Source organism: Streptacidiphilus rugosus AM-16, from assembly GCF_000744655.1.
Taxonomy (GTDB): domain Bacteria; phylum Actinomycetota; class Actinomycetes; order Streptomycetales; family Streptomycetaceae; genus Streptacidiphilus; species Streptacidiphilus rugosus.
This window is the reverse complement of record NZ_JQMJ01000004.1, coordinates 414934-439571: the sequence shown is the minus strand read 5'-3', so window position 1 is coordinate 439571 and position 24638 is coordinate 414934. Positions and strand designations below refer to the sequence as shown.

22 protein-coding genes are annotated in these 24638 nt (G+C 72.0%); 10 read left to right on the top strand and 12 right to left on the bottom strand.

What is annotated here, in order from left to right; genetic code table 11:
- Positions 1-28: 28 nt before the first annotated feature.
- From BS83_RS10840 to BS83_RS10830, 3 genes are all read right to left on the bottom strand, one after another.
- Complete coding sequence (locus BS83_RS10840; RefSeq protein WP_037603579.1) at positions 29-925, bottom strand: carbohydrate ABC transporter permease; 897 nt, start codon at positions 923-925, stop codon at positions 29-31.
- A 7-nt stretch (positions 926-932) separates the two neighbouring features.
- Positions 933-1889, bottom strand: coding sequence for a carbohydrate ABC transporter permease (locus BS83_RS10835; protein ID WP_037603578.1), 957 nt, complete (start codon positions 1887-1889; stop codon positions 933-935).
- Positions 1890-1965: 76 nt separating this feature from the next.
- Positions 1966-3279 (bottom strand): extracellular solute-binding protein, encoded by a 1314-nt coding sequence (locus tag BS83_RS10830; RefSeq protein WP_408641089.1) that lies wholly within the window; start codon positions 3277-3279, stop codon positions 1966-1968.
- A gap of 456 nt (positions 3280-3735) precedes the next feature.
- On the opposite strand from BS83_RS10830, the gene BS83_RS10825 reads away from it, so the two are divergent.
- The 5 genes from BS83_RS10825 (at position 3736) to BS83_RS10805 (ending at position 10685) form a co-directional block, all read left to right on the top strand.
- On the top strand, positions 3736-7266 hold the full coding sequence (locus BS83_RS10825) for a glycosyl hydrolase (protein ID WP_084713339.1): 3531 nt from the start codon (positions 3736-3738) through the stop codon (positions 7264-7266).
- 91 nt (positions 7267-7357) lie between these two features.
- Positions 7358-7612 carry a lipopolysaccharide assembly protein LapA domain-containing protein gene (locus tag BS83_RS10820; RefSeq protein WP_037603576.1) on the top strand — a complete coding sequence of 85 codons (255 nt, stop codon included), beginning with the start codon at positions 7358-7360 and terminating at the stop codon, positions 7610-7612.
- 91 nt (positions 7613-7703) lie between these two features.
- Positions 7704-8564: a universal stress protein gene (locus BS83_RS10815; protein WP_037603575.1), complete on the top strand. Its 861-nt coding sequence runs from the start codon at positions 7704-7706 to the stop codon at positions 8562-8564.
- 2 nt (positions 8565-8566) lie between these two features.
- Complete coding sequence (locus BS83_RS10810; RefSeq protein WP_037603574.1) at positions 8567-8776, top strand: hypothetical protein; 210 nt, start codon at positions 8567-8569, stop codon at positions 8774-8776.
- A 160-nt stretch (positions 8777-8936) separates the two neighbouring features.
- On the top strand, positions 8937-10685 hold the full coding sequence (locus BS83_RS10805; RefSeq protein ID WP_037603573.1) for a sensor histidine kinase: 1749 nt from the start codon (positions 8937-8939) through the stop codon (positions 10683-10685).
- Positions 10686-10694: 9 nt separating this feature from the next.
- Here BS83_RS10805 and ppdK read toward each other — a convergent pair whose 3' ends face one another.
- Positions 10695-13382 carry a pyruvate, phosphate dikinase gene (gene ppdK / locus BS83_RS10800; RefSeq protein ID WP_037603572.1) on the bottom strand — a complete coding sequence of 896 codons (2688 nt, stop codon included), beginning with the start codon at positions 13380-13382 and terminating at the stop codon, positions 10695-10697.
- Positions 13383-13551: 169 nt separating this feature from the next.
- Between ppdK and BS83_RS10795 the strand changes: the two genes are divergently transcribed.
- The 3 genes from BS83_RS10795 (at position 13552) to BS83_RS10785 (ending at position 16010) form a co-directional block, all read left to right on the top strand.
- A complete protein-coding gene (locus BS83_RS10795; RefSeq protein ID WP_037603571.1) occupies positions 13552-14250 on the top strand; it encodes a CBS domain-containing protein in 699 nt (232 codons plus the stop codon).
- Positions 14251-14311: 61 nt separating this feature from the next.
- Positions 14312-14920, top strand: a complete 609-nt coding sequence (locus BS83_RS10790) for a DoxX family membrane protein (RefSeq protein ID WP_051942919.1) — start codon at positions 14312-14314, stop codon at positions 14918-14920.
- Positions 14921-14966: 46 nt separating this feature from the next.
- On the top strand, positions 14967-16010 hold the full coding sequence (locus BS83_RS10785; RefSeq protein ID WP_037603569.1) for a zinc-dependent alcohol dehydrogenase family protein: 1044 nt from the start codon (positions 14967-14969) through the stop codon (positions 16008-16010).
- Between the two features lie 59 nt (positions 16011-16069).
- Here BS83_RS10785 and BS83_RS10780 read toward each other — a convergent pair whose 3' ends face one another.
- From BS83_RS10780 to BS83_RS10750, 7 genes are all read right to left on the bottom strand, one after another.
- Positions 16070-16672 (bottom strand): hypothetical protein, encoded by a 603-nt coding sequence (locus BS83_RS10780; RefSeq protein WP_037603568.1) that lies wholly within the window; start codon positions 16670-16672, stop codon positions 16070-16072.
- Between the two features lie 206 nt (positions 16673-16878).
- Positions 16879-17355 (bottom strand): hydrogenase maturation protease, encoded by a 477-nt coding sequence (locus BS83_RS10775; protein ID WP_037603567.1) that lies wholly within the window; start codon positions 17353-17355, stop codon positions 16879-16881.
- Between the two features lie 7 nt (positions 17356-17362).
- Positions 17363-18679 carry a Ni/Fe hydrogenase subunit alpha gene (locus BS83_RS10770; protein ID WP_037603566.1) on the bottom strand — a complete coding sequence of 439 codons (1317 nt, stop codon included), beginning with the start codon at positions 18677-18679 and terminating at the stop codon, positions 17363-17365.
- The gene (locus BS83_RS10765) at positions 18676-19473 is read right to left on the bottom strand and encodes an NADH-quinone oxidoreductase subunit B family protein (protein ID WP_084713338.1); all 798 of its coding nucleotides are present in this window, start codon (positions 19471-19473) and stop codon (positions 18676-18678) included. Before BS83_RS10765 ends, BS83_RS10770 begins: the two co-directional genes overlap by 4 nt.
- 17 nt (positions 19474-19490) lie before the next feature.
- A complete protein-coding gene (locus tag BS83_RS10760) occupies positions 19491-20378 on the bottom strand; it encodes an FAD/NAD(P)-binding protein (RefSeq protein WP_051942918.1) in 888 nt (295 codons plus the stop codon).
- On the bottom strand, positions 20375-21541 hold the full coding sequence (locus BS83_RS10755; protein ID WP_037603564.1) for a 4Fe-4S dicluster domain-containing protein: 1167 nt from the start codon (positions 21539-21541) through the stop codon (positions 20375-20377). The genes BS83_RS10760 and BS83_RS10755 overlap by 4 nt, the downstream gene beginning before the upstream one ends.
- A gap of 26 nt (positions 21542-21567) precedes the next feature.
- Positions 21568-22281 (bottom strand): CBS domain-containing protein, encoded by a 714-nt coding sequence (locus BS83_RS10750; RefSeq protein WP_051942917.1) that lies wholly within the window; start codon positions 22279-22281, stop codon positions 21568-21570.
- 276 nt (positions 22282-22557) lie between these two features.
- Between BS83_RS10750 and BS83_RS10745 the strand changes: the two genes are divergently transcribed.
- Both BS83_RS10745 and BS83_RS10740 read left to right on the top strand, forming a co-directional pair.
- Positions 22558-23460: a universal stress protein gene (locus BS83_RS10745; RefSeq protein ID WP_051942916.1), complete on the top strand. Its 903-nt coding sequence runs from the start codon at positions 22558-22560 to the stop codon at positions 23458-23460.
- A gap of 33 nt (positions 23461-23493) precedes the next feature.
- Entirely contained in the window at positions 23494-23784 is a 291-nt protein-coding gene (locus BS83_RS10740) for a dsRBD fold-containing protein (protein WP_051942915.1), read from the top strand.
- A gap of 231 nt (positions 23785-24015) precedes the next feature.
- Here BS83_RS10740 and BS83_RS10735 read toward each other — a convergent pair whose 3' ends face one another.
- A complete protein-coding gene (locus tag BS83_RS10735) occupies positions 24016-24225 on the bottom strand; it encodes a hypothetical protein (protein WP_037603563.1) in 210 nt (69 codons plus the stop codon).
- Between the last annotated feature and the right edge of the window lie 413 nt (positions 24226-24638).

Sequence of the window (24638 nt, the reverse complement as noted above, 5' to 3'; positions counted from 1 at the left end):
GCGGTTCCGCCGGGGGAGGCGGCCGGAGTCAGCCCTTGACGGCGCCCTGCATGATGCCGCCGACGATCTGACGGCCGAGCAGGACGAAGACCAGCAGCACGGGGAGGGTGCCCACGAGGGTGCCGGCCATGATGATCGACTGGTCCGGGACGTAGCCTTCGCCGAGCGAGTGCAGGGCGACCTGGACGGTGGGGTTCTGCGAGCTCAGGGCGACGATCGGCCAGAAGAAGTCGTTCCAGGTGGCCATGAAGGTGAGCATGCCGAGCACCGCCATGGCGGGACGGGCGACGGGCAGGACGATCGAGGCGAAGATCCGCGTGTAGGAGGCGCCGTCCACCCGACCGGCCTCGACCAGCTCGTCGGGCAGAGCCTGGACCAGGTACTGACGCATGAAGAACACGCCGAAGGCGGAGACGAGAGCGGGCAGGATCACGGCGGGCAGCCGGTCCTGGAGGCCCAGCCTGACGATGATCATGAAGAGCGGGATCACGCCGAGCTGCGGCGGGATCATCATCGTCCCCACGGTGACGGCCAGGAGCAGCCTGCGACCGCGGAAGCGCAGCTTGGCGAACGCGAACCCGGCCAGTGTGGAGGACAGGACCACGCCGGCCGTGACGGTGGTGGAGACGATCAGTGAGTTCCACAGCGCGGTGCCGATGTCGGCCTGCTGGAGCGCGGCGGCGATGTTGTGGAACAGGTTCGGTCCGGGGGTCAGCGCCGGTGTGGCGGAGCTGAGTTCGGCGTTGGTGCGGCTGGCGGCCACCAGCGTCCAGTAGAAGGGCAGGACCGAGAGGACGGTGGCGGCGGCCAGGACGCCGTAGGCGAGCGGCCCTCCCTGGAGGGTGGAACGCCTCCGGCGTGCACGTCGCGTGGCGGGCCGGGAGGGTACGACGGGGGGTGCGGGGCGCGAGTCGACGAGGGCCATGAGTCAGTCACCGGTCCGTGCGGTTGCGGCGGGCGGCGACAGCCGCGTTGAGGAGTGCGAGAACCACGATCAGCAGGAACATCACCCAGGCGACGGCCGCGGCCCGGCCCAGGTGGAAGAAGGTCCACCCCTGCTGGTACATGTACAGGCCCAGGGTCTGGTACTGGTGCGAGACGCCGCCGCCGGAGTTGCCCTCGTACATCAGCGGCTCGCCGAACAACTGGGTGGCGCCGATGGTGGAGACGATCACGGTGAAGACGATGGTCGGGCGGAGTCCGGGGACCGTCACGTGGCGGAACTGCTGCAGGCGGGTGGCGCCGTCGATCGCGGCGGACTCGTAGAGCTCCATAGGGATCGCCTGCATGCCGGCGAGGTAGATGAGGGCGTTGTAGCCCGTCCACCGCCAGGTGACGACGGTCGACACGCCGATCTGCGAGGCGACGGTGTTCGCCTGCCAGTCGACCGGGTCGAGGCCCGCCTGGTGCAGCAGCCAGTTGATCAGCCCGTAGTCGTGGCCGAAGAGCTGGGCGAAGACGAGGGTGGCCGCGGCCACGGAGGTGGCGTAGGGCATCAGCATGGCGACCCGGAAGAACGTGCGGCCGCGCAGGCGGTAGTTGAGCAGATGGGCGAGCCCGAGTGCCATCAGCAGCTGCGGCACGGTCGAGAGCACGCCGATGGTGAAGGTGTTCCGCAACGCGTTCCAGAAGTACGGGTCCTGGAACAGGCGAACGTAGTTCTGCAGGCCCAGCCAGTCCATCTGCTGGGAGGTCTGCAGCTCGACCCGGTGCAGCGACACATAGGCGGTGTACAGCAGCGGGTACAGCCCGAAGGCGGTGAACAGCACGAAGAACGGTGCGAGGAAGCCGTAGGGGGCGAGCGTCCGTCCCGTCCTGGTGACAGCGGCCGGGCGCGGACGCCCGGGGGCGGCCGCCGGTCGTGGGCCAAGGGCCCGGGAGAGTGCCATGGAGGTCCTCGAGTCGATGTGGTGCCGCCCGCCGGTCGTGCGGCAGGCGGCACCGGTGGAGGTAACGCCCTCGGGGTCAGTTGCCGGTGGCGTTCTGCACGTTGGCCAGGGCGTGGTTCCAGGCGGCGGCGGGCGCGGTGCCTGTGCGTTCCACCTCGCCGAGGGCGTCGCTGAAGGCCTTGGTGATCACCGCGTCGTTCACTCCGAGAACCTGGGCGGGCATGTTCGCCGCGGATTCGGCGAAGATCGCGCCTATCGGCGCGTTGTTGAAGTAGGGATCCTTCACGTCCTTGATCGCGGTCTGGGCGCCGACGCTGGAGGGGAAGGAGCCCTGCTTCGTGAAGAGCGTCACCTGCTGGCTCTGAGCCGTCAGCCAGGCGATCAACGCCGCGGCCTCCTTCGGGTGCTTCGCCCCCTTCGGCACCGCCAGGTACGAGCCGCCCCAGTTGCCCGTCCGGCCGGGGCCGGGGGCCACGTCCCACTTCCCGGCGAACGTGGGGCCCGCCTGTCCCTTGATGTACCCGAGCATCCACGCGGGGCAGCTGAGGGTGGCGAACTTGCCCGTGGAGAAGGCCTTGTTCCACTCCGGGCCCCACTGCGGCAGCTTCGCCGAGAGCCCGTCGGCGACCAGCGCGGTGGCGTCGTTCCAGGCGGTCCTGACGGCGGGGCTGCTCTGGTAGACCGGCTTGCCGCCGTCGTCGGTGTAGCGCACGCGCTGCTGTCCGACCTCGGCGGCGAACATCCCGGCGGCGCTGTCCGTCCACGCGTTGCCGGGCGCGGCCTTCGCCTCGTACTGCTTGCCCAGCGCCAGGTAGCCGCCCCAGGTCGACCAGGCGGTGCCGAGCGTGGTGCGGTCGGTGGGCAGGCCCGCGGCCTTGAACAGGTCGGTGCGGTAGCAGATCGCCTCGGGGCCGATGTCGGTCCCGGCGCCGAGGACCCTCCCGTCGGGGGTGGTGACCGCCGCCCCCTTCCACGGCACCAGGTCCTTGTTCACGTCTCCGGCACCGAGGGTGCGCAGATCGGTGAACTTGTCCGCCTGCTGCTGCACGACGCTCGCCACCCGGCCGACCTCGATGCCCTGGATGTCCGCGAGTCCTCCGCCCCCGGCGAGCTTGGTCTGCAGCGCCTGCCAGTACTGCGACTCGTCCTGGGTGTCGGTCTGCTTGATGACGATGTTCGGGTGCAGCTTCATGTACTGGTCGTACAGGCCGGCTTCCTGGTACCCGAACGTGCCGAAGAGGTCGATCGTCAGGGTGACCTTTCCACCCGACGCGGCCTCGCCTGCGGTACCGGCCCCGCCGCTGCCGCAGGCCGAGGCCAGCAGGCTCACCGCCACGGCAACAGCTCCGAGCACGGCGGAGCGTCTGGTCTTGATGGAACGCACGGAGATCCTCCTGGATGGTGGCAGCAGGGAGCGGGCAGGGCACGAGGACATGGACGCGCCGTCCTGGCCGAGCTTTTTGAAAGCGCTCTCAAGATGGGAGCAGCGTGCCGGGACGACGCTCCGGCGTCAAGGGGCGGTACGGCGAGGTTCGACCGCAATGGACGAGGCCTGCACGGGCCTGAGATCGGGGCGAAGGCCTCGATCGGGGACCATTCGTGACGCCTGAGCTGGCCCTATGTGCAAGGTGTTGACGGGCAGTCAGAGGGGCTCTAGCCTCCCGTTTTCGAAAGCGCTTTCAATCTCCCCGCCGCCCGCTCCCGGGCCGAGCGCTCTCAGGGATGCGCCCCGACTCGTCGCGCAGCCGTAGGACAGCGGTTGTGCGCGAGGGGGCGTGCCCCGGCTCCCTGTACCACCACCCACCACGATCGCCGCGCCCGCAGCGGCCGACCAGGGAGAGAACACATGGATCCGGCAACCCCCGCGCCGCCCCCTCGGCGCCTCCTCGGCGGCGCGCGGCCCGCGCGCCGCCTGCGCCGCAGATCGATCGCGGTGTGCGTGATCATGTCCGTACTCGCCGCGTGCCTGGCGCTGCTCACCTCGCACGCCGCTTCGGCGGACACGGTCGGAGCCGGCAGCTACACGACCGCCGCCGTCGGTCCGCTGCCCTCGGGCTGCGGCAACATCTCCACCGACCCGCGCGAGTGGGTCACCGCCGACGCCCCGTCGGGGGCCGTGCCCACCAACGACTGGTGGACCTCCATCCTGTGGAAGCGCACCAACTGCGCCTACGGCGAACCCATGGTCGCCCATCCGCTGGACTTCCACGCGAGCGCCGGCGGCCTCGGCTTCTCCTACACCACCACGCCGACGATCTCAGGAACCTCCACGGGCCCCGGGGAGTACCACTTCCCCTACAACGAGGACTTCGTGGCCGGCGTGGTGGGGCTGAACTGCCCTGACGTCAAGGTCGACGACTGGTCCGACTGGACCGTCAGCCCGTACTTCACCGACGGCTCCCGCAGCCTGCGCGCCACCATCGGTGAGGGTCTGCCCTTCGCCTACTTCAAGGTCACCGGCGGCAACGCGCAGATCGCCGCATCCAACGGAGCCGCCCTGACCACCTGGGCCGACAACGGCTCCATGATCGGATACACGGTCAACGGCCACGACTACGCCGCCTGGGCGCCGACCGGCGCGACCTGGACCGTCAACGGCGCCGTCCTGACCTCCGACCTGGCCGGCAAGGGCTACTTCAACGTCGCCGTCCTGCCGACCACACCGAGCACCACCGCGAGCGACCGCGCAGCCCTGGCCGCAACCTATGGCCAGTACGCCTACGATGCGGTCACCGGCACCCGCGTGTCCTACAGCTACGACCCCGACGCCAGCACCGTCACCACCACCTACACCCTGACCACCACTCCGGAGGAGGGCGCCGGCACCGGCACCGTGGCCGCACTCCTGCCGCACCAGTGGCAGAACCTCGCCCCGGGCACACCCGCGCCCCTGGCCCAGAGCTACATCTCGGCGCGCGGCGCGATGAAGGTCCTCACCGGCATCGACTCGTTCACCACGAGCATGGTCTTCCACGGCGTGCTCCCGGAGCTCCCGGCGGTCGCCGACAGCACCGGCACGGACGCGAGCACCGAGCAGAACTACCTCGACGCCGAACTGGCCAACCCCACGAACCAGCAGAGCGACGACACCTACTGGACCGGCAAGGGACTGGGCCGTGCCGCCCGTCTCGCGGAGATCTCCGACGAGTTGGGCAACACCACCGTCCGTGACGCCGCCCTGTCCGCGATCAAGTCCAAGCTCACCGACTGGTTCACCGCCTCCACCGGCAAGACCGCGCACCTGTTCTCCTACGACAAGAACTGGGGCACCCTGATCGGCTACCCGGCCTCCTACGGATCCGACCAGGAACTGAACGACCACCACTTCCACTACGGCTACTTCGTCGCGGCCGCCGCCACCCTCGCCAAGTTCGACCCCAGCTGGGCCTCGCCCTCCCAGTACGGCGGCATGGTCGACATGCTGATCCGCGACGCCGACAACTACGACCGCACCGACACCCGCTTCCCCTACCTGCGGGACTTCGACATCTACGACGGCCACGACTGGGCCTCCGGCCACGGCTCCTTCGCCGCCGGCAACAACCAGGAGTCCTCCTCCGAGGGCATGAACTTCGACAACGCCCTCATCCAGTGGGGCGAGGCCACCGGCGACACCGCCGTCCGCGACGCCGGCATCTACATGTACACCACCCAGTCAGCCGCCATCCAGGACTACTGGTTCGACACCGGGCACCAGGTCTTCCCCAGCAGCTTTCCCCACCACGAGGTCGGCATGGTCTGGGGCGACGGCGCTGCCTACTCCACCTGGTTCTCCAGTGCCCCCGAACAGATCCAGGGCATCAACCTGCTCCCGGTCACCGGTGGACACCTCTACCTCGGCGACGACCCGGCCTTCGTCCTCGCCGACTACCAGGACATGCTCACCAACAGCGGCAAGACCCAACCCACCATCTGGACCGACATCTGGTACGAGTTCCTCGCCCTCGGCAACGGCCCCCAGGCCCTCGCCGACTTCCGCGCCAACTCCGGCTTCACCTCGGAGGAGGGCGAGAGCAAGGCGCACACCTTCCACTGGATCGACAACCTCGCCTCGCTCGGCCACGTCGACACCGCCGTCACCGCCAACTACCCCCTCGCCGCAGTCTTCACGAACAACGGAGCACTCACCCACGTCGCCTCCAACATCAGCGGCAACCCGATCACCGTCACCTTCAGCGACGGCACCGTCGTGAACGTCCCGGCCGGCCGGACCGTGGCCACCGGTGCGCGGAACTGGAGCGGTGGCACCGCGTCGGGTGGCACTCTGCCCTCCGGCGGCGGCTCCGGCTCCCCCTCCCCGTCGGCGAGCCCGAGCGGCAGCCCCTCTCCCAGCCCGACCGCTTCCGCGTCTGCGAGCCCGTCGTCCTCCCCATCGTCGGGGTCGTCGTCGCCGACGTTGTTCCTGCAGGCTGACGGGAGTGTGTCGGGTGTGGCGGCTTCGGGCGGTTCGACGGTCACGATCGCCTCGGCGGGTGGTGGGACGTTCGACGGCACGCCGACCCGCGCGCTGACGTACACCGCCACGGGGGTGAACCTCGCCTACAGCGGTGGCAGCACGGCATTCGACCTGCCGGTGGACGCGGGGACGGCGGTGGGTGACGGGGTGCAGGTGCGGGTCTCCTACGACTGCACCGGCAGCGGTACCTGGAACCGGGTGGAGACGTACCACTACTTCGCCACCGATCCGGTGGCCGGGTACGAGCACTACACCCAGAACGCCGGACTGGAATCCTCCTCCGGCAGCCTGTGCGACCTGGTCAACGGCACCGTGCGGATCCAGATCTGGAACGCCGTCGGCAACGCCCCCACCACCCTCGCCACCGGCAACCAGGCCCTCGTCACCCTCCCCTACGCCGGATCCGCCGCGTCTGCGAGCCCGTCGTCCTCCCCATCGTCGGGGTCGTCGTCGCCGACGTTGTTCCTGCAGGCTGACGGGAGTGTGTCGGGTGCGGCGGCTTCGGGCGGTACGACGGTCACGATCGCCTCGGCGGGTGGTGGGACTTTCGACGGCACGCCGACCCGCGCGCTGACGTACACCGCCACGGGGGTGAACCTCGCCTACGGCGGTGGCAGCACGGCATTCGACCTGCCTGTGGACGCGGGGACGGCGGTGGGTGACGGGGTGCAGGTGCGGGTCTCCTACGACTGCACCGGCAGCGGTACCTGGAACCGGGTGGAGACGTACCACTACTTCGCCACCGATCCGGTGGCCGGGTACGAGCACTACACCCAGAACGCCGGGCTGGAATCCTCCTCCGGCAGCCTGTGCGACCTGGTCAACGGCACCGTGCGGATCCAGATCTGGAACGCCGTCGGCAACGCCCCCACCACCCTCGCCACCGGCAACCAGGCCCTCGTCACCCTCCCGCACGCCTGACCGGCTGCCCGGTGCCCGAGAGCGCTTTCAACGGCCTTCGCCCGGTTCTCCTCGCCGGGCGGAGGCCGACAAGCCGTTCCAGACTGGAGGAATGACCACGAACAAAGGCGCCACGGAGCGCCGGATCGGCGGAGTGAGGGTCACCGCCGGCAGGATCGTTCTCGCGGTCGTGACGGTCCTGGCGGTGTGGTTCATCCTGATCAACAGGAACACGGTCAAGATCCACCTGTGGGGGATCACCACAGTGAACGCCCCGATGTGGCTGGTCCTGCTGATCATGCTGTTGGCGGGTTGCCTGATCGGCGTGCTCGCCCACATGCGGAGCATGGCGCGCCGACGGCGCTGAGAGCCGGGCGCGTCGGCCGGCCGGGCTCCGGGCGGTCGGCACGCGGCGGGCCGAGGCAGGAAGCAGAGCCATCGGGACGTGGGAGGCAGCGATGAGCACCGCGCCGTCGGGATCCGTCGTCGCAGGAGTGGACCGGTCCGCCGGGGCCCGCGCGGCTCTGGAGTGGGCCGCGGCCGAGGCGAGCCTGCGCGGTGTGCCGTTGCGGGTCGCCTGTTCCTGGAACCAGCTGGAGCACGAGCTCCCTGAGGACTTCGAGGAGGACGTGAACGATCCCGCCCGACAGGCCACGGTGGCATTCCTCGACGAGACCACGGCCGAGTTGCGCTCACGGTACCCGGACCTGGACATCGGCACGGTCACGCTGGCCCAGGCACCGGCTCCCGGGCTCATCGGGCTGTCCCAGGGGGCGGGGCTCCTCGTCGTCGGCAGACGGGGCCGGAACGCCTTCCTGACCATGCTGCTGGGCTCGGTGAGCCAACGAGTCGTGGCGCACGCCCCGGTTCCTGTCGTGGTCGTGCCGGAGACTCCGGCGCCTTCGGCTGCCGAAGCGCCCGTGGTCGTCGGCGTCGCCCGCGAGGTGACAGAGCCGCTCGTCTTCGCGTTCGCCGAGGCGGAGCGGCGTCGTGCGCCACTGATCGCGGTGCGCACGTGGTCACTGTCCAACCCGTACGTCGTCGCCAGCCCCGAGGCGGTGGCCGAGATCGAGGCCGACGAGAGCAGGGAGTTGCAGTCCCTGGTGGATGTCGTCCACCGGCGTCACGCGTCCGTCGTGGTCGACACCCGGGTCGAGTTCGCCACAACGGAAGCCGCCGTGGTCGAGGCGGCGAGAGGCGCCGGCCTCGTGGTGCTCGGTCGCCACCGCCGGCACCTCAGGTACGGCCTCCCGCTGGGTCGGGTGCCCCATCGTGTCCTGCACCTGTCGGACCTTCCGGTCGCCGTGGTGCCGAACTGACGATGCAAACCCAGGGATGCTTCCTCGACAAGCCCAGCGAGGAGCACAGGGAGCGCCTTCGGCGGCTCGGGCACGAGGTCCGGCTCCCGGGCGACGACCCGGATTTCGCCCGGTTCCTGGTACGCGCCGGGATCGCCTCGATCTCCGTCGCCCCGGACAGCTTCTTCGCCGTCAAGGAGAACGTCGCAGCCGCGGAGGCCGAAGTCGCGTGAGCTCGCAGGCGCGGAGGACGCCGGGGCGGGAACGGCCTCGTCCGGAACGGGCGAACGCCGGCGTCCTCACCGGGTGACGGCTGCTCGCGCCGGGGGCGCGAGGTCGGTAACGTGGCCTTGACCGGGGGAAGTCGGACAGATCAGGTGGGGTGGAGGGCCGGTGCCCGAGGAACCGTCGTCGGCGGGGAAGGAAGCCCTGGGGCTCCCTGACCTGCGCCTGGACCAGCTCCTGGGTGAACTGCAGACCCGGCTGGACGCCGCACGCGGCACCCGCGACCGGGTGCACTCACTGCTGGAAGCCGTGCTCACGGTCGGCCGGGAACTCGACCTCGACCAGGCGCTGCAGCAGATCGTCGAGTCCGCGGCGAGCCTGGTCGACGCCCGGTACGCCGCCCTCGGGGTGATCGGCGAGGACGGCATGCTCGCCAAGTTCCTCACCACGGGCCTCACACACGAGCAGATCGAGGCGATCGGCCCGTTCCCGACCGGCCACGGCATCCTCGGCGAGCTGATCCGGCACCCGGAGCCGCTGCGTCTGCGCGACATCGCCGACCACGCCGCGTCCATCGGCTTCCCGGCCCACCACCCGCCGATGCACAGCTTCGTGGGCGTGCCGATCCGGGTGCGCGGGGTGGTCTTCGGCAACCTCTACCTGACCGAGAAGCGCGGTGGCGGCCAGTTCGACGCCGAGGACGAGTCGGTGCTCCAGACGCTCGCCGTCGCCGCAGGGGTGGCCATCGACAACGCGCGTCTCTACCGCGACGCCAGGCTGCGCGAGCGCTGGCTGGTCGCCAGCGGTGAGATCACCAGTCGGCTGCTTTCCGGCGCCTCCCAGCAGGACGTCCTGGCCGAGCTGGTCCAGGCCTCGCTGGAGATCCTCGAGGCCGATCTCGGCGTCATCGCACTCGCTCTGCCCAGCGCCCAGGGCATGGGTCTGGCGGTCCAGCTCGCGGAGGGCGTCGACGCGGAGGCGCACCGCGGCCTGCTGCTTCCGCTCGAGGGTTCCTTCATGGGCTCGGCCTTCTCCGCGCAGACGCCGATGACCAGCAACGACATCGCCAACGACCCGCGGGTGACGGCCGGGCCTCCGCGTTGGCAAGGTCTTGGCCCCGCGGTGGCCGTGCCGATGGGCTCCGGCCCCGACGGTCCGCGCGGAGTGCTGATGCTGGCCCGCCGCGCCGGGCTGTACCCGTTCTCTGCGGTCGACGTCACGCCGTTGAAGTCCTTCGCCGACCAGGCGGCCCTGGCACTCGAGCTGGCCGCGCGCCGCAGCGACGCCGAGCAGCTCGCCCTGCTGGAGGACCACGACCGGATCGCCAGGGACCTGCACGACCTCGCCATCCAGAGGATCTTCGCCACCGGTATGACGCTGCAGAGCGCGCAGCGCTTCATCAGCCACCCGCAGGCGGCCGACCGGGTCGGGCGGGCGGTGGAGGACCTGGACGAGACCGTGAAGATCATCCGGACGTCCATCTTCGGACTCCGCTCCCGCGGTTCCGCCCAGGAGTCCGCCGGACTGCGGGCGCGGCTCGTGGACGTCGTCTCCCGGTTCGTCCCCACCTTCGGTTTCACGCCGGCGCTGCGTCTGGAGGGTCTGCTGGACACCGACGTCCCGGCTGAGATCGCCGACGACGTGCTGGCCGCCGCGGAGGAGGCGCTGAGCAACGCGTCGCGGCACGCGGCGGCCAAGGCCGTCGAGGTCTCGGCGAAGGTCACCGGGGGCGCCGCCCCCGAGGTGGTGCTGTCGGTCGCCGACAACGGCGTCGGCCTGCCCGAGGGCGGTCGGCGCAGCGGGCTGGTGAACCTCGCGGAGCGGGCCGCCAAGCACGGCGGCACGTTGGAGACCGACTCCTCGCCCGGCAACGGCACCCGTCTGGTCTGGCGGGTGCCGCTGCCGACGGAGGTCTGACCCGTCCGCTCATTGCGGCGACAACGCGGCCCGGCCCGCCTCCAGACGGGCCACGGGCACCCGGCGCGGTGAACAGGAGACGTAGTCGAGGCCGGTCCGGTGGAAGAAGCCGATCGAGGCGGGGTCGCCGCCGTGCTCCCCGCACACGCCGGTGGCCAGGTGCGGTCGGGCGGCGCGGCCTTCGCGGACCGCCAGCTCCACCAGGCGGCCCACGCCCGCGGTGTCCAGCGTCTCGAAGGGGGAGTCGCGCAGGATGCCGCGGTCCAGGTAGGCGGAGAGGAACGCGGCCTCGGCGTCGTCACGCGACAGACCCCAGGTGGTCTGGGTCAGGTCGTTGGTGCCGAAGGAGAAGAACTCGGCCTCGGTCGCGATCCGCCCGGCGGTGAGTGCCGCCCGCGGCAGTTCGATCATCGTGCCGAGCGGCAGCTCCACCGCGACGCCGCTCTCGGCGCCCACCTCGGCCAGGACCCTCTCCACCTCGGCCCGGACCTGGCGCAGCTCCTCGACCGTGTCGACCAGCGGGACCATCAGCTCCGCCCGCGGGTCCCCGCCCGCGAGCCGACGTGCCACGAGGGCCTCGGCCAGCGCCCGCACCTGCATGGCGACCAGACCGGGGACCAGCAGACCGAGCCGCACGCCGCGCAGACCGAGCATCGGGTTCTCCTCGTGCATCCGCTCCACCGCGGCCAGCAGCCGCTCGCGCTCGGCACTCACCGGCCGTCCGGCCGCGCGGTCCGCGGCGACCGAGACGGCCAGCGCGGTCCGGTCCGCGAGGAACTCGTGCAACGGCGGATCCAGCAGGCGCACGGTCACCGGAAGCCCGTCCATGGCGGCCAGGACCGCCTCGAAGTCGGCCCGTTGCAGCGGGAGGAGACGGGCCAGCGCGGCTTCGCGGGCCGGGTCGGAGTCCGCCAGCACCATCTCCTCGACCAGCTTTCTGCGCGTCCCCAGGAACATGTGCTCGGTGCGGCACAACCCGACGCCGCGCGCGCCGAGCGTCCGCGCCGCGGCGGCGTCCGCCGCCGTGTCCGCGTTGGCCAGGACCCGCATGCGCGCGCACCGGTCCGCGTGCTGCAGCAGCATGCCGACCGCGCCCAGCAGGTCGACCGTGTCACCGTCGGCGCTGTCGGGCTGCCCGCCGAGCAGGTAGGCGCTGACGGGGGAGTCGGTCAGCGGCAGGGCGCCGAGGTAGACCGCGCCGAGGGTGCCGTCGACCGAGATCAGATCCCCGGCGGCGACCACGGTGCCGTCGGCGGTGGTGAAGCGGCCCGCGTCCGCCTCCACGCGCAGGGACTCCGCGCCGCACACGCAGACCCTGCCGAGGCCACGCGCCACGACGGCGGCGTGGCTGGTGCGCCCGCCCCGGCTGGTCAGCACGGCCTGGGCGGCCAGCATCCCGGGCAGGTCGTCGGGTGAGGTCTCCGGCCGGACCAGCACCACGCGCTCACCCGCCGCCGCACGCCGGACCGCCTCGGCGGAGGTGAACACCGCCGCGCCCGCCGCCGCGCCGGGGGAGGCGGCCAGACCGGTCGCCAGCGGCACGTGGTCGGCGGTGCCGGTGAAGCCGGGCACCATCAGCCGGGACAGCTGCGCGCCGGTCACCCGCAGCAGGGCCTCGTCCATGGTGATCGTCCGTTCGACGGCGAGCTGCGCGGCGATCCGGAAGGCGGCCTCCGCGCTGCGCTTGCCGATACGCGTCTGCAGGATCCACAGTCGGCCGCGCTCGATGGTGAACTCGACGTCGCACAGGTCCCGGTAGTGCTCCTCCAGGGTGCGCAGATGTGCCAGCAGCTCCCGATGGCAGTCGGGTGAGAGCTCCGCCAGCCGGTGCAGCGGCACGGTGTTGCGGATGCCGGCCACCACGTCCTCGCCCTGCGCCTCGGCCAGGTAGTCGCCGTAGACGCCCGGACGTCCGGTCGCGGGATCGCGGGTGAAGGCGACGCCGGTCCCGGAGTCGGGGCCCAGGTTGCCGAAGACCATGGCCTGCACGTTGACGGCCGTGCCGAGGTCCTCGGGGATGCCCTCGCGACGCCGGTAGACGCGGGCGCGCTCCCCCTGCCAGGAGCGGAACACTGCGCGCACGGCCAGCCGCAGTTGCTCGCGGGGGTCCTGCGGGAAGTCCCGCCCGGCCTGGTCGCGCAGCACCCGGCGGAAGGTGGCGGTCAGCTCGCGCAGGTCCTCCACGGTGAGCTCGACGTCGCTCGCCGCCCCGCGCCGCTCGCGCCGGGCGGTGACGGCGTCGTCGAAGAGCCGGTCCGGCACGCCGAGCACGGTGGCGCCGAACATCTGCACCAGGCGGCGGTAGCAGTCCCAGGCGGCGCGCTCGTGGCCCAGGGCCTTGGCGAAGCCGGTCACCGTGGCGTCGTTGAGGCCGAGATCGAGGATCGTGTCCATCATCCCCGGCATGGAGAAGCGGGCACCCGAGCGGACCGAGAGCAGCAACGGCTCGTCGGGGTCGCCGAAGCGGCGGCCGACCGCCGCCTCGAGCGCCTCGAGCCTGGCGTCGATCTCCGCCTCCAGCCCCTCCGGCTCGTGTCCTTCCAGGAGGAAGAACCGGCAGGCCTCGGTGGTGACCGTGAAGCCTGGCGGCACCGGGAGGCCCAGCAGGGTCATCTCCGCCAGCCCGGCGCCCTTGCCGCCCAGCAGGTCGGCCTCCTCGGCCCTCCCGTCCGCGAAGTCGTACACGTAACGCTTCATGGTCGCCCCTCTTCCGCCTCGGTCCTCTCCCGAACTCTCCGCGCCCCCACGGCCGGAGCGAAGGGCCGATCGGCCCCGGCCGCAGGGGCGTACCGGCTCAAGACCCCGCTCCCGCGCCGGAGAACGCTGGAAGCAACCAGGAGGACCGTGACCCGAGGGAGGTCCGGCGATGTCCGCGATCCACGACACACCGTCGCGCTGCGTGCGGGACGTCATGTCCCACCCCGTCGTGAGCGTGCTGCGGGAGACACCCTTCAAGGAGTTGGTACGGCTGATGAGCGAGCACCGCGTCAGCGCGCTGCCGGTCCTCGACAGCCGCCGTCGGGTGCTGGGTGTGGTGTCGGAGGCGGATCTGCTGCCGAAGGAGGCCCAGCACGACCGGCGCCTCGGACTGCGGCGGGCGCTGCTGCGACCGGACGAGGCCGGCAAGGTCACCGCGCTGGTCGCCGAGGACCTCATGTCCGCACCGGCGGTCACCGTCGGGGCGGACGAGACCCTGGCCGCTGCCGCCCGGCTTCTCGGCCGGCGCGGCATCAAGCGCCTGCCCGTGGTCGACGCGGGCGGACGGTTGCGCGGCATCGTCAGCCGGGGCGACCTGCTCAAGGTGTTCCTGCGCGACGACGCGGCGCTCGCCGAGGACGTCCGGGCGGCGCTGGCCCGTGAACTGCACGCGGCCGAGGCCGCCCGGCTGACCGTGACGGTCACCGAGGGCATCGCCGCGATCGGCGGCACGCTCGCCGACTCGTCCCGCATTCCGCTGATCGCCCGCACCGTGCGCGGCGTGGACGGGGTGGTGGACGTGGCCTTCGCCCTCGACTCGGCGCCGCGTCCGCCGGCCGCCCCGCTCCCGCTCGGGCCCCTGTACTGAACCGCACCTGCACCGCACCTGTCCTGCGTCATCTGCGATCATCGAGAAGGGACCACCGATCATGTCCACCCACTCCCACGCATCCCACGGCTTCCGTCTCCCGGCGCTCGCGCGCAAGCAGCGCGCGGACGAGGCGGCCGGGACCACGACGCTGTTCGCCGCCGACTACGCCCTGGCCGCGCTCCGGGTGCTCGTCGGCTTCGTCTTCCTGTGGGCGTTCCTCGACAAGACCTTCGGACTGGGCTACGCCACCCCGTCGGCCAAGGCCTGGATCCACGGCGGTTCGCCGGCCAAGGGCTTCCTCGGCAGCGTCGCCGTCGGTCCGCTCCAGTCCACCTTCCACAGTTGGGCCGGCCAGGGCTGGGCCGACTGGCTGTTCATGCTCGGCCTGCTCGGCATCGGACTCGCCGTCATCAGCGGTGTGGCGCTGCGGCTCTCGGCCGCGGCAGGGAGTGTGCTGCTCGCCCTGATGTGGCTGGCGGAGTTCCCGCCCGCGCGACACCTCGCCTCCGGGGCGCCGAGCATGTCGACCAACCCGTTCGCCGACTACCACGTCGTCTACGCCGCCGCCCTGATCGCGGTCGCCGCCGTCGCCACGGGCTCGCGCCTCGGCCTGGGCCGCCTGTGGTCCTCGCTCCCCGTCGTCCGCGACCACGCCTGGCTGCGCTGACCCTCCACCACACCCCTACCGCACACGCACCGAAGGGTGATCGGACATGAAAGCACTGACCTACCACGGTCCCGGCCGCCGGGTGTGGGGCGAGGTCCCGCACGCCGTGATCCACGAGCCCGAGGACGCCGTCGTCCGGGTCGACGCCGTCACCATCTGCGGCACCGACCTGCACATCCTCAAGGGCGACGTCCCCGAGGTCGAGGCCGGTCGCACCCTCGGCCACGAGGCCGTGGGCACCGTCGTCGCCGTCGGCGACGGCGTGCGCACCATCGCCGTCGGCGACCGGGTCCTGGTCTCCTGCATCTCCTCCTGCGGGCGCTGCGGGTACTGCCGCGTCGGCGCCTACGGGCAGTGCACCGGCGGAGGCGGTTGGATCCTCGGCCACCTGATCGACGGCACCCAGGCCGAGTTCGTGCGCACGCCGTTCGCGGACAACTCCCTGCACAAGCTCCCGGACTCGGTCACCGACGAGAGCGCCCTGCTGCTCGCCGACATCCTGCCGACCTCCTTCGAGGTGGGCGTGCGCAACGGCCGGGTCAAGCCCGGCGACACGGTCGCCGTGGTGGGAGCCGGACCCATCGGGCTCGCGGCCGTCATGACCGCCAGGCTCTACAGCCCCGGCCGGATCGTCGTCGTCGACCCGGACGCCGGCCGCCGCGACGCCGCCAAGCGGCTCGGCGCGGACATCACTCTGAGCGCCGCCGAGGCCACCCCCGAGAAGATCAGGGGACTGAGCGGCGACGGGCTCGGCGTGGACGTCGCGATCGAGGCCGTCGGCGTCCCTGAGACCTTCGAACTGTGCGCCGCGGTGGTGCGCCCGGGCGGTCACGTCGCCAACGTCGGCGTGCACGGCCGGCCGGCCGTGCTGCACCTGGAGGACCTCTGGATCAAGAACGTCACCATCACCACCGGGCTGGTCGACACCCGCACCACCCCGATGCTGCTGGAGATGCTGGCGGCCGGACGCCTGGACACCCAGGGCCTGGTGACGCACCGCTTCGGCCTCGACGAGATGCAGGAGGCGTACGACGTCTTCGGCGACGCCGAGAGCACCGCCGCGCTGAAGGTCGCCCTCTTCCGGGCCTGACGTCCGGCGCGACGCCGCGGGCCCGATGCCGAGGCATCGGGCCCGCGGCGTCGCGGTGTTCAGGCGGCTGCCAACGGCTCCGCGGCCGGCTGCTCGGGCGATGCGCCGGTGAGGCGGCCCAGGCGGGGGCCGAGTTTCGGCCGGATGACCGCGTCCAGACTCCAGGTCGCCCCGGCCGCCGCCTGGAACAGCGCGAGCGAGGCGAAGACGTAGGCCACCGCCGGGCCCACGTCGGTGATGCCGGGTGTGTCCCAGGGCAGCCCGAAGGCCTCGGCGCTGGACCAGATCCCGAGGGCGTACACGGCGCTGCCGATGAAGACCGCATTGCTGAACAGGCCGAGGATCAGGGCGGCGGCGATGCAGGTCTCGACGACGGCCGTGCCGACGGCGAAGGCGCCGGGCGAAGCCGAGGCGACGGAGTGCCAGACCTCGATCCACTGGTGGATCACCGGCGTGTGGACGGTGCTGCCCTGGCCGAGCTCGTCGTCGAGCGTCCGGCCGTCGATGAAGCCGGGCTGCCACTTGAAGGACGCGTCGATCGCCCACAGCAGGCCGAAGCCGATACGCAGGGCGGCGGCCCGGTGAAGCGTGCGTAAGCCGTACGGGCCGGCGGATCCGTGGAGGCCGGAGCGTCGTCTTGTCGCGGTCGTGAAGGCGGACATGGGTCTGGGTCCTCTCCGGAACGGGGGTGCGGGGAGCCGGAAAGCGACCGCACCAGCAGGAGCTGGTGCGGCGCCCCAAGGGGAGACGTCTCTGACTCCCCGTGACGGGGTGTCATGTTGAGACTGGCGAGATGCACATGGGCATGTCAATGACATATATGTCTTTCAGAGGCCCTTGAGAGTCCCCACAGAGGCGCCTCGGAGCTTCAGCGCGCGGCTCGGTCCCCTCGCGCCCGCGTGCGGCAGACTTCGCGGACCAGTTCGGCCGCTCTCGGAACTGCCGCGGCCACAGCGGGGGACAGTCCCTCGCCCCAGTCGAAGTGCTCGCCCTCGATGCCGACCACGACCAGGCGCTCCGGCAGCAGGTCGAGCACCCTGCTGAGCTCCACGGCCTCACCCAGGCCCAGCCCGTGGGTGTTCGCACCGCCCTGGACGAGTGAGGCCCCGGCCAGGTCCAGTCGGTGGATCCGGCCCGGTTCGCCCGGATGGGCGTGGACCGTGTCGACGACCACCGCCAGATCCCGCCCCTGCCACAGGCCGAGCAGCCGGGTGGCCTCCCCGTCCGTGTGCGCCAGGCGGTCGGCGGGCAGGTCCCGCGCGTCGAGCAGCCGCAGCACGGCGAGACCTGCGCCGTCGTCCTGACGGTACTCGTTGCCGATTGTGATCACGACGGTGCCGCTCACGGCCGGGTCACCCTCTCTCCACGGTCAGGTCGAGGAAGTGCGTGGCGCAGGAGATGCACGGATCGTAGTTGCGGATCGCCTGTTCGCACTGCCGGGTGAGCTCCGCGTCGTCCAGGTGGAGGCGCTGCTGCACGAATTCGCGCAGGTCCGCCTCGATCGCCGCCTGGTTCTGTGCGGTCGGCGGAACGATGTCCGCCGTGACGACCGTGCCGTCGGCCGCCAGCTCGTAGCGGTGGTAGAGCAGCCCGCGTGGCGCCTCGGTGGCGGCGTGGCCGACCCCCGCGCGGGGCGGGACGGGTACGGCCGGCCGGGGCGGCGGCTCGTAGGCTTCCAGCAGTCGCTGCGCCTCGCGCACCGCCCACAGCACCTCGATCGCCCGGATCACGATGCTGCGGAACGGGTTGTCGCACACCTCGCCCAGGCCCGCCGCGGCGCCGAGGTCCCTGAGCTCGACCGGCAACCGGTCGGCGGCGGTGCGCCATCGGGCCAGGGGGCCGGTCAGGTGGCGCAGGCCGTCCGCGCTCGCCTGCAGCGCGGTCGAATGCGGCACCTGAGCCTCGACCACGTGCCGCTCGAACTCCCCGACCGGGAACGAGGTCAGCGCCGGGGCGTCGGGAAGGGCGCCGTGCAGGGTCGGGACGCCGCCGTCGAGCGGGTAGGAGTCGGCGGCCCGAAGCGCCAGCAGCGCGTGCCGGACGTGCAGGTCGGGGAAGTCCAGGGTGGCCGTCCAGGCCACTGTTTCCTCCGCGTCGCGGCGAGCGGTGCGCAACAGCCGGGCGAGCCGGTCCAGTTCAGCGGCCTCGGGCAGACGGTGGAACCCGCCCAGCCGCACGTTGACCGGGTGGACGGCGCGCCCGCCGAGAACCTCCATGATCTGGTTGCCCGCCTGCTTGAGTCGCAACCCGCGTTCGACCAGTGCCCGGTCGGTGCGGGCGAGCGAGAGCGCGTCGGGCAGTCCCAGGAAGTCAGGGGCGTGCAACAGGTAGATGTGCAGGGTGTGGGACTCGATCCACTCGCCGCAGTAGAGCAGCCGGCGCAGTGCGGCGAGCTGACCGTCGACGGTCACGCCGCAGGCGTCCTCCACGGCCTGACAGGCCGTCATCTGGTAGGCGACCGGACAGATACCGCAGATCCGCGCGGTGATGTCCACCGGCTCGTCGTAGCGGCGGCCGCGCAGCAGCGCCTCGAAGAACCGCGGCGGCTCGTAGATGCTGAGCTTCACGCTCTCCACCTCGCCGTCGCGTACCCGGATGTGCATCGCCCCCTCGCCCTCGACGCGGGCGAGCGAGCGGACGCTGAGCAGACGATGGCTGCGGTGGGTCATCGGCGGTCTTCCTCATCCGGACTCAGGGCGTCCCCGGCGGCGTCGCGGAAGGCGGGGGCCTCGGCGTTGAAGGTGCGGTAGAGCCGGACCACGTCGTGCTCGGGCAGGCCGTCGGCGTGCAACAGCGGCAGCAGCGCGCGGGTGTTCGGACTTGCGCTGGGCCCGAAGCAGCCGAAGCAGCCGCGTGCGAACGCCGGGCAGAGGGCGCCGCAGCCGGCCTGGGTGACCGGGCCGAGACACGGCGTGCCGTGGGCGACGGTCACGCAGGTGACGCCACGCCGCTTGCACTCGAAGCACACGCTGTGGTCAGGGATGTCGGGCTTGCGACCGGCCAGGAAGGCGGAGACCACCTCCAGCAACTGCCGTTTGTCGATGGGACAGCCGCGCAGCTCGAAGTCGACGGGGACGTGCGCGGCGATCGGCGTGGAGGTCGCCAGGGTGTCGATGTACGCGGGATCGGCGTAGACGGTCGAAAGCAGCTCGTCGAGGTCGCGTCCGTTGCGCAGCGCCTGGATGCCGCCCGCGGTCGCACAGGCGCCGATGGTCACCAGCGCCCTGGACTGCGCGCGGATCTCATGGATCCGTTCGACGTCGGCCTGTGCGGCGATCGATCCCTCGACCAGGGACAGGTCGTAGGGGCCGGGACCGGCGGCCCGTGAGGCCTCCAGGAAGTACGCCACATCGACCCGGTCGGCCAGCGGGAGCAGGTCCTCCTCGCAGTCGAGCAGGGTCAGCTGGCAGCCGTCGCAGGAGGAGAACTTCCAGACGGCGAGTCTGGGGCGCGGAGTGGACACGGCGGCTGGATCTCCTTTCACAGTTCGTGGACCGCCAGCAGGTCGGCGGCCTGCCGCCAGGTGAAGACCGGTCCGTCGCGGCAGACAAGGACCCGGCCGAGTTGGCAGTGGCCGCACCAGGCGGTGGCGCAGCGCATGTTGCGCTCCAGGGAGAGGCGGATGCGTTCGGGGGGGACGCCGCGCCGCATCAGCGCCTCCGCGCTCGCCCGCATCATCGGTTCGGGGCCGCAGACGAAAGCGGTGGTCCGTTCGGGGCGGAAAACGGCGTGCCGCAGTTGATCGGTGACCTGCCCGACGGGGCCTGACCAGCCGGCTTCGGGGTGATCGACGGTGACCCTCACGTCGCCGAGGGCGCACCACTGCGTCAGATCGGCGCGGTGCACGAGCTCGCGGGGGCTGCGGGCACCGACCAGCACGGTCAGGCGGCCGTAGGCGCCGGGCCGGGACAAAGCCAGCCGGACCACGGGGCGCAGCGGGGACAGCCCCAGACCGCCGCCCAGCACGACCAGGTCCTCGCCCGGGTCGGTGCCGAGGGCCGTCACGCGGTCGTCGTCCTCGGAAGGCCCGACTCCGAGCGCCCAGTCGTTGCCGAACGGCCCGCACACGCCGACCACCTCGCCCGGCCGCAGCCGGCACAAGGCCTCGCTGACCTTGCCGACGGCGCGGATCGTGTGGGCGAGCGCGTCGTCCGGCGCGATGCCGCTCACCGAGACCGGGATCTCGCCGACGCCGAAGGCGTAGAGCATGGAGAACTGTCCGGGCCGGAAGCGCGGCAGCGCCTCGTCCAGCGGGACCAGTTCGAGGGTCACGGTGTCGTCGGTCTCGCGGAGCCGGTGGCGCACCAGGTAGGGGAGCGGGGTCGCCGGGTCGGCGGCGCGACCGGGCACGGTGGCGGCGCTGGTCATGGTCCGGCCTCCTCGCGCAGGCGGGCGGCCTCGACCGTCAGGTCGATGCCGACCGGACACCAGACGATGCACCGGCCACAGCCGACGCAGCCGCTGCTGCCGAACTGGTCGTGCCAGGTACCGAGCTTGTGAGTGAGCCACTGGCGGTAGCGGCTCCTGCCGGAGGTCCGGACCGAACCCCCGTGGACGTAGGAGAAGTCGAGGTCGAAACAGGAGTCCCAACGACGCCACCGCTCCGCGTGCTCGCCCGTCAGGTCGGTGGTGTCCTCGGTGGTGGTGCAGAAGCAGGTGGGGCACACCATCGTGCAGTTCCCGCAGGTCAGACAGCGGGAGGCGACCTCGTCCCAGACCGACGAGTCGAGGGTTCCCGCGAGGACGTCGCGCAGGCCCTCCGTCTCCAGCTCACGGCCCATGCGCTGCGCGGCGTCCTCGGTCCGACGCCTGGCCAGCTCAGGCAGCTCCGGATGGGGTTCGCGCAAGGGCAGCCGCGGGTCGGAGAGCAGCTCGGCTCCGCGGCCGCTGTGCGCCGAGATCATCAGCCGCACGCCGTCCCGGTCCGCGATCTCGTGGACCGCCAGGTCGCAGGGCGCGTCCTCGCGCAGGCCGGGGCCCGTGCCGACGGAGGCGCAGAAGCACAGCTCGCCAGGATCGGTGCAGGCCACGGCGATGACGAAGGCCGCGTCCCGCCGCGGGCCGTAGACCGGGTCGCGGAAGGCGCCCCCCGTCAGCACCCGGTCCAGCCGGGAGATGGCCGCCAGGTCGCAGGGGTGCACCCCGAGCAGCGCGTAGCGGGGAGCCGGCGCGGTCTCCTCGGTGTCGGGCGTGAAGGTCACCCCGCCCTCCTCGTCCCGGTCCGCCTGCCAGAGCCGGGCCCGCTCGGGGTGCAGGAAGTTCTTCCAGGACTGCGGACCCGCCGAGTGGGCGAACGCCGCACGGTCCTCGCGCTGTCGGAGCCGGTAGCCGCCCGGGGCGAGGCGGACGCCCACTCCGTGAGGGAGTTGGTCCGCGCGGGTGAGCTCGGCCAGGACCACGGCGCCGTCGCGTTCGGTCGGCCCGACCACCGTCCAGCCGCGCGCGGTCAGCGCGTCGAAGAGCGCCTGGAGGTCGTCCTGGGCCAGTTCACGCGGCTGCCCGGCGGTGACGGTCGGGCTCTGCGGTTCCATGGTGCCGGCCTTCCTGCACGAGCGGATCAGCCATGGTGCCGCTGCGGCTGCATGACACCGCGGACCACGGGGGGCTCGAGATCGGTGTGGGTGTCGTCGAAGGCGAAGGTGAGGTTCGCATGCAGGGCGACCACGCCGTCGACGGACCGGCACAGCCGCTCCACGATCGGAATCATGCTCCTGCGCTCCAGCTGTCCGCGCATCCGCACGACGCCGTCCTCGACCTGGACCTGGATCGCGGCCGGATCGATCATCATGATGTGCTGCAGCACCTCGGAGACGATCTCGCCGCGGATGGCCCGGTCGTTGCGCAGGAAGACGCGCAGCAGGTCGCTGCGGCTGACGATGCCGACCAGGTGGTCGGTCTCGTCGACGACGGGCAGGCGCTTCACATGGTGGCGGTCCATCATCCTGGCCGCCTCGACCACGGACCACTCCGGGCGGGCCGTGAAGACGGTGCGGGACATCAGTCCGTCCGCGTTCTCGGCGCGGGCCCGCTTGCGGTTGCTCGGGCTCAGCCACACGGAGGGGGTGTGGCCGTCGGGGTCGCGCTGTCCGGACTCCTTGCGCAGCAGGTCGGCCTCGGAGACGACGCCGAGGACGCGGCCGGTGTCGTCGACCACCGGCACGGCGCTGATGTCGTGCTCGGCCAGCAGCTCGGCCACGGCCTTGAACGGGGTGTCGCGGCGGACGGTCGTCACCTGGTGGCTCATCACGTCACGGACGGTGCGGTGCTGCATGGCGGTGCTCCTTCGCTACGGGTCGCGCCCGGTGCTCGAACGCGCGTCGGCCGGGCCCTACCGGGTCCCTTCCTCCACCCTCCGCCCGCGCGGGAGGCGGGGCGAGGGGCCGAACGGTCCCTGAAGCAGGGCCGGGGAGGCCTCGTCGGGCGTGGTTCACGGGTCAGGCCGCCCGGCCTTCGGGGTGAGGCCGGGCGGCCCTTCCCGCGCAGCCGACGACGTGGCGCACTGGAGCCGAGGCGACTTCGCCTCAGCCGCCCGACGAAGGAGGCAGCCATGTCGTTCGCAGACGGTGGCCGGGCCCGCATCGTGGTCGGCGTCGACGGAACCCTGGAGAGCCGTCACGCCACGACCTGGGCGCTGGACGAGGCGATGCGCCGCAAGGAGGCGGTCGAGCTCGTCCACGCCTACGAGTACCCGCCGCCCTTGCTCCCCTTCTACGACTCCGCGACCGAACTCGGTGAGGACCATCTGCGCCAGGTGGCCCGCGAGGCGATGAGCCGCGAGGTCGCCGACACCGGGGCACGCGAGCCGGGCATCGCCGTCACCGGCGAGGTGCGCGAGGGTACCCCGATCGAGGTCCTGCTCGACGCGGCCCGCGACGCCCGGATGCTCGTCCTCGCCACGAGGGGGACCGGCGCCCTCGGCGAGCTCGTGGTGGGCTCCACCGGTACCGCACTGGCCGGCCAGGCAGCCTGTCCGGTGGTCGTGGTCCCGTCGCCCGCGGAGACGGCCGCACACACGGCGCCCGGCCCGGTGGTCGTCGGCGTCGACGGCTCCTCCCACGGTCAGGCCGTCCTGCGGCAGGCACTGGAGGAGGCGGACCTGCACGGCCTCCCGCTGATCGTCGTGCACACCTGGCGCCGGATGCCCGGCGGCCTCTCGGTCCCGGTCGAGGAACAGCGGCGCCGGTTCCGCCCCGAGCAGGTCTCGCACGAGCTGGTGGTCTCGGAGGCTCTCGCGGGCGCCGGACAGCGCTTCCCCGAGGTCGCGGTCACCGCCTGGGTGCGCGAGGACCATCCGGTCCGCGCGCTGCTGGAGGTCGCTCGCAGCCGAAGCGCGTCCCTGCTCCTCGTCGGGGCCCGGGGCAGCGGCGGTTACCCCGGGCTGGCGCTCGGCTCCGTCGCCCTCGGCGTGCTGCATCACGCCACCTGCCCGGTCTGCGTCGTCCCCGACTGACCCGGCACCGGAAACACCGAAGGAGGAAGATCGATGAACACCGAACCGCGCAGACCCGCGTCGGACGACTACCACACCAGGACCTGGACCGTCCGGCTCGACCTCTTCGAGGAGGGTGACGTCACCCGGGTGCACGCCGTGCTGGACACCGGCGACAACCGTCTCCAGGCAAGCGCGGCCTCGATGCGCGATCCGGTGGACCGCCCGGTGCCCGAGATCGGCGACGAGTTCGCCGCCGGACGCGCCCTGCTCGACCTCGGATACCAGTTGCTGAGGGCAGGCAACACCGACTCCGCGGGCAACGGTGTCGACGTTCCCTCATGACGCGTTCCCCCATGACGGGGACGGCCCGCTACCGCCGGGTGCCGCGCGCGACAGCGCGCGGGGCACCCGGCGGACGTCTTCGGGCAGTCGTGCCGCAGTCGGCGGCTTCGATCAGTAGGGCAGCGGACGCCCGGACGGGGTCCGCAGGTCCAGCGGGGCAGGCCGCGGAAGTCCGGACGGTCGCTTGGCGACGGTGATCCGCTTCATGGCTCTCGGCTCCTCGGCGCGGTGTCAGGCGAGGTAGTGGGGCGCGTGGGACGTGTCGGCCGGCTCGATCAGGCCGTGCCGGCAGGTGGCCTCGTGGCCGTCGGTGTGGAAGCGCAGCCGCACGCCGCCGTCAGCGTGCATCCGTACCACGGTTGCCGTCTCCATTGCGGCCAGTGCGCTGTCCCGGTAGATCCGGACCAGATCACCCTGCTGGAACGCCGTCGTGCGTGACATCGCTCTCACCTTCCGGAGCGGAGTTCCCGTGGGAAGGAAACCCTTGCCTGTCCCACGATGCCGAGCGGAGCGAGAGGAGGCACAGGGTCGAGGGGGTCCTCTCCCCGACGCCGCAGGACCCTACGCGGCAGTCGCGCGGATGGGTCCTTCGGTAGCCCGGGCAGTACCCGCCCCGGCCGGAAGGTCGTGGCCGGCGCCGGCCCGGTGGCTTCGGGCCAGGGCCCTTCGGGCCGGTCGCAAGGGACCGAGAGGCCCAGCCCCGACCTGTGCCCCAGGCTCGCAGGGGACCGGAGTGGGGACCGGTCGGCCCTGTCCCCTGGGTGGGGCGGCAGCGAACCCTGAGAAGGGAGCCACCCGTCCGAACCGCCCCGATGCCAAGGCCCCGGACGGGACCCGCGTCAGGCGGGCCGATC